The organism is Psychrobacter sp. 1Y6, assembly GCF_052258385.2.
Taxonomy (GTDB): Bacteria; Pseudomonadota; Gammaproteobacteria; order Pseudomonadales; family Moraxellaceae; genus Psychrobacter.
On sequence record NZ_JBQQEW020000001.1, the window covers coordinates 518,585 to 532,398 of the forward strand.

The 13,814-nt window shown below is 40.8% G+C and carries 8 protein-coding genes and 1 pseudogene; all 9 read left to right on the forward strand.

The window, feature by feature from the left end; genetic code table 11:
• The first annotated feature begins 626 nt into the window (after window positions 1-626).
• The 9 genes and pseudogenes from pilG to ACTXGF_RS15845 all read left to right on the forward strand — a co-directional run bounded on the left by pilG (window position 627) and on the right by ACTXGF_RS15845 (window position 13,785).
• The gene (gene pilG, locus ACTXGF_RS15805; protein WP_102091826.1) at window positions 627-1,004 is read left to right on the forward strand and encodes a twitching motility response regulator PilG; all 378 of its coding nucleotides are present in this window, start codon (window positions 627-629) and stop codon (window positions 1,002-1,004) included.
• 179 nt (window positions 1,005-1,183) lie between these two features.
• Complete coding sequence (locus ACTXGF_RS15810; protein ID WP_057761573.1) at window positions 1,184-1,546, forward strand: response regulator; 363 nt, start codon at window positions 1,184-1,186, stop codon at window positions 1,544-1,546.
• Window positions 1,547-1,549: 3 nt separating this feature from the next.
• On the forward strand, window positions 1,550-2,080 hold the full coding sequence (locus ACTXGF_RS15815; protein WP_160022438.1) for a chemotaxis protein CheW: 531 nt from the start codon (window positions 1,550-1,552) through the stop codon (window positions 2,078-2,080).
• 303 nt (window positions 2,081-2,383) lie between these two features.
• A pseudogene (locus tag ACTXGF_RS15820) lies at window positions 2,384-3,670 on the forward strand (methyl-accepting chemotaxis protein); the annotation flags it as partial.
• 185 nt (window positions 3,671-3,855) lie between these two features.
• Window positions 3,856-4,713, forward strand: a complete 858-nt coding sequence (locus tag ACTXGF_RS15825; RefSeq protein ID WP_443535139.1) for a CheR family methyltransferase — start codon at window positions 3,856-3,858, stop codon at window positions 4,711-4,713.
• 30 nt (window positions 4,714-4,743) lie between these two features.
• Complete coding sequence (locus ACTXGF_RS15830; RefSeq protein ID WP_443535137.1) at window positions 4,744-11,619, forward strand: Hpt domain-containing protein; 6,876 nt, start codon at window positions 4,744-4,746, stop codon at window positions 11,617-11,619.
• Window positions 11,609-12,604, forward strand: a complete 996-nt coding sequence (locus tag ACTXGF_RS15835; RefSeq protein ID WP_443535135.1) for a chemotaxis protein CheB — start codon at window positions 11,609-11,611, stop codon at window positions 12,602-12,604. Before ACTXGF_RS15830 ends, ACTXGF_RS15835 begins: the two co-directional genes overlap by 11 nt.
• Before the next feature lie 17 nt (window positions 12,605-12,621).
• Entirely contained in the window at window positions 12,622-13,119 is a 498-nt protein-coding gene (locus ACTXGF_RS15840; RefSeq protein WP_443535133.1) for a hypothetical protein, read from the forward strand.
• 138 nt (window positions 13,120-13,257) lie between these two features.
• A complete protein-coding gene (locus tag ACTXGF_RS15845) occupies window positions 13,258-13,785 on the forward strand; it encodes a cytochrome b (RefSeq protein WP_443535131.1) in 528 nt (175 codons plus the stop codon).
• Window positions 13,786-13,814: the final 29 nt, after the last annotated feature.

Here is a 13,814-nt window from a genome sequence, read left to right on the forward strand (position 1 = left end):
GTAAAATATTTACTAAACTTAAGAAAGTTGATAATTCAAGTATTAAGTAAAGTTGAAGTTATACCTTTAATAAATAAGAACAGCTATTTGTGATACTAATGAGTTCGAACATAATTTTACTAATTACTGGAAAAGCAATAATAACTGTGCTAAAACAAACATTATAAAATGCATTGATACATTTTTATTACAAATGAAAATTATTCAGTAATATCATTGCCAGTTATATACAATACAAAAATATAATAGCGTTGCCTTCAATTCAAATTTCAATCTATTTATATGTTGGAAAATGGATTTATGGTTAATTGGAATCGTTGTTATATTTGACTCTTCTATTAGATATTCGCGGGGTAAGTTATCTTATTCGAGGCACTCAAATAACGCTAGATTTTGTAAGATTAATAATAATAAAGTGCGTATAGTACGCTATATTGATACCGCGATTAGTCAGTAGGCATCAATTGCAGAAGATTCGCTGTTATAACAAATTTCAACGCAGACAATGCAAATGTAGGTACTTATATCGATCTGACAAGAGATGATATAAAAGTTTAAAATAGCCAAGAAAATTTTGTATTGTTATATAGCGTTACGAACAAATAGTCGTTTACAGGACAATGAGAATGGAAAATAATTTTGAAGGTTTAAAAGTAATGGTAATTGATGATTCAAAAACCATTCGCCGTACTGCAGAAACTTTATTACAAAAAGCGGGCTGTGAAGTAGTGACCGCTATCGATGGTTTTGATGCGTTAGCGAAGATTGTAGATAACAATCCAGATATTATTTTTGTCGATATTATGATGCCACGTCTAGATGGATATCAGACTTGTGCGCTAATAAAAAACAACCCCGATTATGCTGATAAACCTGTAATCATGTTGTCATCTAAAGATGGTCTATTTGATAAGGCACGTGGTCGTATTGTGGGTTCTGATGAATATCTGACTAAGCCATTTAGTAAAGATGAGCTTTTTGATGCCATTAATCAGTACCGTTAATCGAATAAATATAGACTTACAGGGAGTGATTGATATTATCGCTCCAGATTATTCAATACTGAATAGTTATGATTAAAGAATCGCTACCAGTCGATTTATAAGTGCTATTTTTAATCATTTTATCTGAACCATATATCAATATATCTTCACAGATATTTTAGAACATAAAGGAACCTCCTATGACTACCGTTTTAGTCATTGACGACTCGCCATCAGAAATGGCGAAATTTCGCGATATGCTTGCCAAAAACAACTTCCAAGTGTTGGAAGCGACCAATGGTGAGCAGGGTTGCCAGATGGCAGCTGAACATTTACCAGATGTGATTTTGATGGATGTGGTCATGCCTGAAATGAATGGTTTTCAAGCCACGCGCAAGATTACTCGCGGTAAAACCACTGCTCATATCCCTGTTATTATGATTAGTACCAAAAACCAAGAAACAGATAGAGTTTGGGGCAAGCGTCAAGGCGCCAAAGAATATATGAACAAGCCAGTTGATGAAAGTGGATTGGTCAATATGATTCGCAAAGTGATGGAGTAACTTGTGGCTTCTAGAGGATTTATCGAGCTTCTGCGTTTAGCAGATTTGGCACGCGCGCGCAAAAGCGGTCGCCGCGGTGGCCAAGAGTTTGATTGGCAAGGTGTGGTATTTGAAATTGGTGGACAGCGCTTAGTTGCCCCTATGGGTCAGGTATCAGAAGTATTATCTATGCCAGAATATACTAGCCTACCTCTAGTAAAGCCATGGATGCTAGGTATTGCCAACATTCGTGGGCGACTATTACCTTTGACGGATTTGTCGCATTTTTTGCAAGTACCTAGTCGCTTGACACAAATGAGCCAACGAAAAGTTATCGTTATTGATTATGACAATAACTTTTCAGGACTGCTGGTGGATCAAGTGCTTGGTATCGAACAGTTCACACAAGAACAGTATCGTCCAGAAGCCATAGATCCAGAGTCGCCATTTGCGCCTTATAACCATGGCAAGTTTTTCAAAAACGACCAAGACTGGTATGTATTTATGCCAAGTTTGCTCGCACAGGATCCTCAGTATTCAGATGCTGCGATATAGCTATTACTTATAAAATACCTGTCTATTGAGTAATGATAGAGGAATAGCGACTGACATAATAGGGTTCGATGTCAGCATTTATACAGGCTTTGCTAATCATTGTTTAGATAACAATACGATTGTCAAAGTCAGCCACAATTAGACTTTGATGACTGTTTGAAAGGAAAACGCAAGATGAGTGATGTGATAAAAAAACCTGTAGCTGGTATGTCCAAAACATCAGCAGATGGCAGAGACGCTGATAGTACTTGGAAGCTATTGTTAGGATTTTTTGTTCTATTAAGTTTGGCTTGTCTGATTTGGCTAGTTAACTCGCTATCATCGGTAAGTCAATATTTCGATAGTTTCAATCAATCCGTTATCTTGCCAGCGGCTGTATTTGCAATCGGCGCATTAGGGATTCTGTTTGCTTTGTACCAGCTACTGAAAAACCGTGGTGGATCAGAGCGATCGCTTATTGAAAAAGAAACCTTGCGTCGTCGTCAAGAAGCAGAAGCTGAGTCTGAGCGAGCGCGTCAAATCCAAGAAGAAAACGAACGTAACCAGATCGCTATTTTACGTCTGCTTGATGAGTTGGGCGATTTGGCAGAAGGTGATTTGACCGTTAATGCGACTGTATCAGAAGACTTTACAGGGGCGATTGCCGATTCAGTCAACTTTGCAATTGACCAATTACGACAGTTGGTTTTGGTTATTAACAGCACTGCTGACCGAGTCTCACAGTCTTCAGAGCAAACGCAGATGAATGCTGTTGAACTGGCCGAAGCTTCTGAACACCAAGCACAAGAAATTGCTGGTGTATCGGCCGCTATTAATGAGATGACTGTTTCAATTGATCAGGTTTCAAACAACGCTGCAGAGTCTGCAACGGTTGCCCAGCGTTCAGTTGCTATTTCTCATAACGGGGCAGAAGTTGTACAACGCTCTATTGAGGGTATGAACGTTATTCGTGATCAGATTCAAGAAACGTCAAAACGTATTAAGCGCCTTGGTGAGTCTTCGCAAGAGATTGGTGATATCGTTGGACTAATTAACGATATTGCTGACCAGACCAACGTTTTGGCATTGAACGCCGCTATTCAGGCATCGATGGCAGGGGAAGCGGGCCGAGGCTTCGCGGTTGTTGCTGATGAGGTACAGCGTCTGGCTGAGCGTTCAGCAAACGCTACTAAACAGATTGAAACATTGGTAAAAACCATTCAGGCTGATACCAACGAAGCGGTTATGTCAATGGAATCAACAACTTCTGAAGTTGTACGCGGTGCACGCTTAGCAAAAGATGCAGGTGAGGCGCTAGAAGAGGTACAGAGCGTTTCTAACACTTTGGCTGACTTGATTCAAAACATCTCAAACGCTGCATTACAACAGGCTGAGTCTGCGGGTCATATTTCTCATACCATGAACATCATTCAAGATATCACCTCACAAACTTCTTCTGGAACGATGGCAACAGCCCGTTCTATTGGTGAACTAAGTGAAATGGCAGCAGCACTACAAGAATCGGTAACAGGCTTTAAGGTAACGAATGACGACGAGCTAGTAGATTATGAAGTGTTGGATACGGAAGGCGCCTTGAAAGAAAGTGTTTAGTGATTAATTATTCTTTTAGAGCAAGATTGATAGCATTTTATTTTTCTGTATATTGAACAAAGTTGCTGTACCAAGAATGATAAAAAGAAGCCGTAATTATAGTAGATGATTTATCTAGCTTAAATAACGTTAATAAGCCAAATCATCTGCTTAATACAGTTGATCTGACATTGGGTAATACTTTGATGAAAGTCGACAGTTTGGATGTGCAGCGATGGCAGAAGTACATAGAGCAAGAGACTGGATTTGTGCTGCCAGACATACAGCTACAGTGGCTGGCTAATGCAATCGACTGTACGGCGATGTCGAACGGATTGAGTGTTCAACAATTATGGTATCAACTATCGAGAAATAATGAGTTGCGTCAGCAGTTGCTAGATAAAGTACTCATTCATGAGAGTCGCTTCTTTCGACATAGACCCTCTATCGACTTTGTCACAGAGTATGCACTGCAGCATCGTAAAGCAGGCAACATTGATAGTTTGTTTCGTATTTGGAGTGTTGGCTGCGCAAGTGGACAAGAAGCTTGGTCACTGGCCATGAGCTTGGCCGCACAGCGATGTCAAGACTATGAAATATTAGGGACGGACATCAGCGAAGAGGCTATTAAAAGCGCACGGTTGGGACAATACGATAACAGGCAACAAACTTTAATCCCGCAATCGTGTCAGCCGTTCGTTCAGCCGCTGCCTTCTAAGAGTACATTAAACAGATCGAAGCCTGACACACCAGAAGCGGCTAATAGTATGCAGGAGAATTGGCAGGTAGCGCCTGTATTGCAGCCACATGTCAATTTTTCTGTACACAATATTATTGAACAAAAACCACCCACTACGCATCTTCAGAATGTGATTATTTGCCAAAACATGCTGCTATATTTTCGTAAATTTGATCAGCGTGATATTTTGGCACGGTTATCAGAGCAGTGCGCGTTAGAGGGATATATTATATTGGCTCCAGGTGAGGCGTTGTTCTGGCGTCCTTCAAATATGCGCCGCATTGCGCACCCACAGGTTAATGTGTGGCAAAAAATTAGTGCCTAAATTAGTGCATAGACGAGTTAGGATAAACCTATGAAAAACCAGCCCAATGACATAGTGACGTTTCAGTGGTTGCTACCATTATTCAATCAGCAGTTAACACAGATATCTGACGGTTGGCAATTAGGTGAATCTAGCATCGACCATGAGCAACTAATATCAAGTTATCATCAGGTTAATGGTGCGCTCATCATACTTAAACTACCTTTACTAGCAGGTGTTGCTAGCAAGTTGAGTCAACTCGCAGGATTACAAAGTTGTGACGATTTTTCTATTAAAGAGCGCCGTATAGGTCAGTTCTCTCATCGATTATTACAACGAGAGATTAATCAGTATGCGCGTACAGGAATCTATCATAGAGGTCTAATAAGTAGAGCAATTGATGAGCTGACCCAAGCTTTGTCTCAACGAGATATAGAAACTGACATTCTTGTAAATGTTAGTGACGTTCAGCATGAATACGCAAACGATCATGCGAATAACGAAAATATTATCAATAATATTGAAGCCGCCCTACCTACAGAACAAGCTACTGCTAGCTTGACAAGTGAACAGTGTCAGCAGTTGCTACTCGTATGGCGTCAGCAAGTACAAGCATTACTGATCACTAATACAAATCAGTCGTCAGCACTCAGTACCTTAGAAAAAGCTAGCCAGTATCTCAGGCAGACAACACAAGATAGTGGTTTACAAAGACTATGGTGTTTAACCGAATTACTGCTAAGCGATCTGGCCCAAAACGAGAAACCACTTCCTGAGCGTTATGCTCCATTATTAGGTCAGCTTGATCAAGTCATAGAATCTTGTGCCCAATCAAATGAAGTACCTTCAACTATAGTTGTAAGATTGACCACCGCAATCTATGTCGAATTGAGTTATCTAGCGCACAGTAGCAAACGTACTCAGTCTATTTTGGATAAAGTACCTCAAAGTAGCACGACAGCGTCTCGTTTTTTACCGCAATTATTAACTCAGCTCGATGCGCTTATTTTCAAACTGGATGATCCAGATAGCTTGGTAGCTCCTTTACAACATATCAGAGAACAGCTCAAAAACCGAGGCTGGACTTACTATGTGTCTCAGGTGGAATCAATTCTTGTAGATTTGAAACAGTCTCTCGTATCAGAAACAAGTTTTGCGCAAGAGCAATGGCAAATTGAACGCAAGCTGCAAGAGTTATACAACGCTATTTATAGTACTGAACAAACTATTTCTCTTAAGATTGGTGATGCGACCTCTTTTGCTACTTTGCCTGAAGTGATGAATAGTAATGAGACAGAATTAACAAGTAAACATGACTCTATTCCTACCGATGATGGCCTACGTGAGCTTCGAATTGCAGTAGAAGAGATAAAGCAAAATTTCAACGATTATATACAACATCAAGATATTGGGTTATTACCAGCGTCTACGGCTTTTACCAGTATTGGTCAAGCTTTTGACGATATGGAATTGCCAGAAATTCGTCATACTATGGATGATATCGGTAGTCTATTTACACAGTTAACTACTCGTAATATTACTACCCCGAGCTGGAGTTTGGTGCAGGCGTTGGCTGAAAGCTTAACGTCTATTGAGCTATTACTTGATTATCTTGCACAGCAGGTTTTTGATCAGCAGCTGCTCACTTTAGCAAATGAACATACGGCCAGAGCAACACAGCTTCTTGATACTGATATCGAATCACCAGCAACGATTAACAAGACTGTATTCGCTCAAGAGTCAGCTGCGACGAATGTTGTACGTTATGATGATAGTGGTGAAATTAACCCTGTTATCAATATAGACGATGCAAATGTAGTTGAACAAAATAGTGTGAGTCTGTCCAACAATACTGAAAGTGATGCACTAAAGCAGGCTCGTGAACATGTGAAGCCTGATAACTTCGAAACAGATGAAGATGTCCACGATATCTTTATTGAAGAAGTGACTGAAATTATTACTGATCTTGAAGATTTTCTTTCTATCTGGGCGCAAGACTCACAAGATCTAACACCGTTGACTGAAGTGCGTAGAGGTTTTCACACTCTAAAAGGCTCAGGCCGTATGGTTGGTGCCTTTAGTATCAGTGAGATAGCATGGTCAATTGAAAACCTACTAAATCGTTTATTAGATAAAACATTGCCAGTAACAGATGATGTTGTGAATCTAGTGGTTGAAACTACAAAAATTCTACCAGCGTTGGTAGCAGATTTTTCAGCGCAGCGCCCACCAAGCTTCGACCCTGCGATTACTATTTTACAAAGTAGTAATCTTATGAGTCAGCAGCCGGTCAACACTGGATTGACGCTAGCTGAACTTGCTCCTAAAGAGTTTATATCAGATGAGGCAGAATTAGAAAAATCGCTACTAGAAATCGATGATGCTGATAACGATTCTAATAACGATAGTACCGAGTTGGTTACTGACTCGAATAACAAGGAAGCAAATACCAACGAATATCTATCTACGTTGGATATTCCAGAAAGTCTTGTACCTTTTATTAGAGAGACTAATCAACTACCAGCCGATGCCGACGATGCAGATCCTGATATCAAAGAGATATTTATAGAAGAGGCCAATGAAGTATTGGCGGAAATTGTGCCATTGTATGAAAGCTGGCAGAAGACATCGACCGATCTAGAGGGCTTGAAAGATATTCGCCGTGGTTTCCATACCTTGAAAGGTTCGGGCCGCATGGTAGGCGCTAACTATACAGCGGAGCTGGCATGGTCTATAGAAAACATGCTTAACCGTGTTTTAGATAATAGTGTCGCTATCTCAGCTGATATGAGGCAGTTAATTACAGATGTATTGGCAGCTTATCCTGATATGCTCATAGCACTTGAACAGGGTACTCAAGACTATCCAGCTGTAGTTCCAGTGTGGATTGCGTGTGCTGATGCGTATAGCAAACAGCAGGGTAATGAATTTAGTTATTCTGCGTTGTTTGCACAGTCAATAGATAGTTCTATAGATAAGATTGAAAAAACAATGCCATTGTCTGATACAACTGAGACTGACAATGCTTATGATGACGACAGTAATGAAGCTATAGACTCTACATTACAGACCTTTCGTTCGGTCAATGAAAAAATGGCAGAGGCAGCAATTGTCCTTACTCCTCAAACTGAGGAAGAAAAAGCATTTTGTAAGATATTTATTGATGAAGCAGAAGAGCTGCTTGACTGTATCGAACAGTTTGTCAAAGACAATAGAGAACAGCGTCATATAGAAATCACAGATGAAATCGTACGCGCATTTCATACTTTGCGCGGCGCTTCGGGCTCTAGTGCTTTGGCCGCTATCAGTGAAGTCAGTGCGACCATCGAGCATAGCTTGGAGTCACTACAACAACAAGATATAGGCATGAATGCTCAGCACTTAGCAGCATTAGCCCAGTCAGCCACATTAATAGAGGGTTATCTAAATAACTATAAGCAAAATATAGAGCAGCACGATGTATCAACAGAGGACGATGGGTCGCAGAGTCAGCATGATATAGCGTCATTGCAAGCCATGCTTGGTGAGCAATACGTGGCTAATGACACTACTGTCATGATCAATAAGAAACCGACGATAGAAGAGTTATTAGACAGTAATATTGATACGTTACTCGATGCTGAGTGGGAATTAGATGATGCGTTGAATCATACTGAGATAGAGTATATTCAAGGTTATATAGAGCAGCAAGTCTCTCAAATAGCTTCTCTAATGAAAAAAGCACAAGCATTCCCAAAATTCGTCATAATTTTAGATGAGCTAGGTAATGCGTATCGTTATTTGAGTAATCATATCGATAAAGCTCAAAATCAAGACATTCAAGCAATATTGCACGCAGGTCATGCTCAGCTGATAGGCTTGTTTGATGCTTTAGCTGGAAGTACATCTTTAAAAATAGATAAACAAGTCATTGATGATCTACAGAGTATTTATCAAGAAAGGGATGAGAACGAGGACGTTGGCTTCACCGTTAGAGTTGTTCCAGCAACTGACCTACAGTTCGAAACCATTGACACTGATATTGAGCTATTAGAAATATTTTTAGAAGAAGCACAAGAGCTTGATACTGCACTAGATGAAAGCTTCAATAAGTGGCGTGCCGATATCACCAATGTCAATGCGCTAAAGGTTCTACAGCGTCATTTGCATACGATTAAAGGCGGTGCACGGATGGCTGGTATCCGTAGTATTGGCGATTTGACCCATGAAGCAGAAAGTGTCTATGAGTCGTTTGTAGAGAACCGAAGAGCGCCAACCGCGCAGTGGCTTGAAATCATGCAAATGGTGCAAGACACGATGTCACTACAAGTGATGCATATTGTGAGTCATAAGAAATCTTTCTTTACTCCAGAGCTGATTGAACAGTTGCGCCAGCTTGAAAAAGCAAAAGTGTTACCAGAGGTAGTCGATCTAGTCATACCAGTGCCAAAAAATCATTTTGAACCTACAGAGCGTAGCATTGCTGCCAATGTTGTTGACAGTGATAATGAGGCATTGAGTACCCTAAGTTTAGATAGCATGATTAAACAATCATGGGCTAACGGACTCCCTGATCCTGATATATTAGCGGTATTTTTAGAAGAAGCAGAAGAGCTTACCAATCGTAATAAGTATCTGCATTTGTTTTTAAAAGACACGAGTAATACCACAGCGTTACAAGCACTCCAACGTGACTTGCATACCATAAAGGGTGGCGCACGAATGGTCACTGCCGCTGGTATCGCTGACTTAGCTCACGAAATGGAATCAGTTTATACAGACTTCGTCAGTAATCGACGTCCAGCCACCAAAAAAGTATTAGAATTACTGGTTGCAAGTCATGACTGGCTGGCTGATGCAGTATTTATTCTCCAACAACATGTTAATCCACCAACGCCTACGTTGTTGATTGAAGCATTGGAGCAGTTTGGTAGAAACCCTGATAGCCTAAAAACGATACCTAAAGAGTCTCTACAAGCCCAGCGTGAAGCAATCCTAATTGCCAAAGAAAACCAAGATTCACAGTATCTTGCAAAAGATATCAGTGAAATGCCGTCTATGCTTAGAGATACTCATGAGGAAGATCAGAGCGCTAGTAGTAATGAGATGATTCGTATCTCAGGTGGTTTGATTGAGCACATGATTAATTTGTCTGGTGAGTCAGCGATTAACCGTGCTCGTATCGATATGGGTATCAGTAGTCTAACAAACAGTATTGAAGAGATGGGTACGACAGTACAACGCTTGGCAGATCAGCTACGTCGTATGGAGATCGAGCTAGAAGCACAAATTTTGTCTCAGATAGATGAGGATCTCATCGATAATGAAGACTTTGACCCTCTAGAAATGGATCAATACTCATCTTTAAATCAGCTGTCTAAATCTTTAACAGAGTCGGCCTCGGATTTGGTTGATATTAACCATACATTATTAGAAAAGACACGTGATAGTGAAAGTCTGCTGTTACAGTTGTCTCGTACTCAGACTGAACTGCAAGATGGTTTGATGAATTCACGTATGGTGCCATTTACGCGCTTGACACCACGTCTTGAACGTATCGTACGTCAAACAGCTAACGAGCTTAATAAGTCTGTTGAGCTGACCATCATTAATGCTGATGACGAGATGGATAGAACCATCCTAGAGCGCATTACGTCACCGCTTGAGCATATGTTGCGTAATGCTGTCGACCATGGTATTGAAACCACATCGACCCGTTTGAAGTCAGGCAAAGAGCGTAGCGGCCGTATCACCCTTGAAGTGCATCGTGAAGGTAGTGAAATCGTCATTCAATTAACAGATGATGGGCGAGGCATTGATGTTGAAGCAGTACGTAGCAAAGCCATTTCTCAGGGGCTAATTGATGCAGACGATAATAGTTTGTCAGACCTTGATATTATGCAATATATTTTCAACGCTGGATTGAGTACGAGTCAGCAAGTGACTCAGATTTCTGGACGCGGCGTTGGTATGGATGTTGTTATTAGTGAAATTCGTCAACTAGGTGGCTCAGTATCCGTCGTTTCAGAGTTGGGTAAAGGCTCAAGTTTCACAATGCGCCTACCATTGACGGTAGCCGTGTCTGACGCATTGGTTGTTCGTGCTGCAGATCGCTACTATGCAATTCCATTGGTACAGATTGAGCGCGTGGTTCGAGTGAATCCAGAGAAGCTTTATGACTATTATCAATCAAATGATGCCACATTGAATTTTGAAGACACTGAGTATCGAGTACGCTATCTAAATGAAATCTTATCAGGCAATAAATTAAATGAGTTGGTCGTAAATACCAATACCAGCTTACCGCTTATCATTATTAAAAACCGTACCGGACAGAATATTGCTTTGCAAGTGGATCAGATTGCAGGTTCGCGCATAGAAGTTGTTGTCAAACCTTTAGGTCAACAATTGTCAAATATTCCAGGGGTTTCAGCTGCTACTATCATGGGTGATGGCTCGGTCATGCTCATCTTAGATCTAATTGCTCTTATGCGTAATGCGCAATTGGTCAAGAATATTACGAAAGCTGCTGATGCTAAAAGAGGACGTATAGAGTCTAAATCTACCATTCTAGTGGTTGATGATTCAGTGACAGTGCGTAAAGTAACCTCACGTTTCTTAGAGCGCCAAGGGTTCAATGTGGTAGTCGCTAAAGATGGTATTGACGCAATTGAGATATTGCAAGATATGACACCAGACATGATATTGCTTGATATCGAAATGCCTCGTATGGACGGTTTCGAGGTCGCCACTCAAGTCAGACATAATAACCGTCTAAAGCAAATTCCAATTATTATGATAACGTCACGTACTGGTGAAAAGCATCGTGAGCGTGCCTTAGAGATTGGTGTGAATGACTATATGGGTAAACCATTCCAAGAAAAAGAGCTGCTTGATAAAATGCAAAAATTACTAGGTGAAGGGGTCAGCCTGACTAATGAAGGATAATGCACGTGTTTTAGCGCTGCGAAAAAAAAATAGAAACGATATTAAAGTGATGGTGGTGGCAGAAGACCACCGCCAGCGCATGGCTTTTTCAGATACGGTACGTGGTTTCGGCTTTATGCTAGTCGGCTGTGTGTCACGAGCACAGTGGCAGGAAACAGGTGAGCTTTCTAACTCAACTATCGATATTTGGCTGATAGACAGTGATTATGATGACAGTGTGGCAATAGCGACGGTGGCATCCAAACCAGCAGCAGTACTAGTAGGCTTCAGTCAAGCACCGTATCTAAACGAATCGCAAGAATATGCAAAATGGCAACGTAAGTTAAAGCGTAAATTTGCCCAGTTGCTTGATTTACCAACACTAGTAGATGCCCCAGCTTACAAGAGTACCGCTACTGACTGGCATTATGTCGTATTTTTAGGTGCTTCTATGGGTGGTCCTAGTGCTGTCAAAGAGTTTTTAGATAACGTACCAGCCACACTGCCAATTTGTATTTTATTGGCACATCATTTTAATCAGGCTATGATTGGTACGTTGCCCCGCATACTTAATCGTCATAATGACTGGCGCTGTAAGATTATCGCTTCTTCACAGCGGCTACGAGCAGGAGAGTGTCTGATAGTACCTATTGATAAGCAGGTTGTCTGTGATTCAACAGGTCGCGTGATACTATTGGATCAAGATTGGCATGGTGAATATAAGCCTGCAATCGGGCAGCTGCTCAAAAATACCAGTGATGTTCATGGTAGCGAGCTTATTAATATTATATTTTCAGGTATGGGTAATGATGGCTCTCAGTATCTAGACTTAATCCAAGACAATAACAGTCAATTATGGGCACAAGATCCGAGCTTGAGTGCATGTCCAAGTCAGCCTCAGGCTATCATTGACTCAGGGTATTGCAATTTTGTTGGTAGCCCTACCGATTTAGCAAAAAAACTAACCGATTACATTGGTGAAAGGGCAGATAGCCATTCACATTAACTTATTGCGAGTGACGTATGACACAAATTTTAAAACATTCGTTTGAGGCTGTGAGTCTGTTGACTACCAACAACGGTATGCTTGACGTCACTATTGTTCCAGCAGTTAACCAGCCGGACTGGATCATTCCAAGCAGCCTAATTTTGAGTGTGGATGAGTCTCAGCAGCAGGTTTCTAGATACGACTGGCAACAGCAAGATTTGGCTGTATTTCATTTGCTACTGCAAGATCAAACTCCAGATAAAATGGTTGTTTTGGAAGGTAATACGACTGATCACCGTTTTGCCTTACAGGCGGCAGGTGATTTGCGTCAGCTGCAAGCACGAATTTCTGAAGTGAAAGATGTAGAAACACCGGAACAATTTAGTGGTGCTAATATCGAAGGTAGGGAAGAGTATTTTGATAAAAATGACGTCTCATCCTACCTATACCAAACAGTGATGATTGATGACGAAATCTACTTAGTGCCAGATTTGGATAAAATAGCCCACCACCTGATTGATTCGGATGGCTAGATTCTCACCTGTATTTAAGGTATTCTCCATTCTATAAATAGTAAGCCAGTAATGTTAATGACTTCATCTGTTGAAGAGCATTAGCTGGCTTATAAAACTGATTAGAGATAATTCCTGATAAAGGTAGTAGAGTCACTCATGAATAATGCCAACTCGAATGTATCAAAGTGGTCGGTTAGTAGCCGTATTTTTCATTGGATTAGTGCAGCCTTACTGTTAACCACATGGATAATGATACTGCTATATGAGAATTTAGATAGCAATCTGTTTATTGGATATCATAAAGCGTTCGGCGTGAGCCTATTATTTTGGATGATTGCCCGAGTCATCAACCGCATTTTTACTAAGGCGCCACCACCGTTAGCTATGCCAAAATGGCAAATGCTCGTATCTCAGCTGTCACATTTTGCTCTCTATGCCATACTGATTGCTATGCCAATGGTTGGCTTACTGATGGCAGTATATGGCGGTCGTCCGGTTGATATTTTTGGTATCTTTCAAATCCCTGTATTTGTGACCCCAGATAGAAGTTTGGCTCGTTTTTATAATAACTTGCATACTGAGATTATCTGGCCACTGATTATTGGTTTTACGGTCTTGCATATAGCAGCCGCGTTATACCATCAGTTTGTCAAAAAAGACAATCTTATTGCCCGTATGAAATAATCTATAATCGATCAACATTAAAAAGCCCC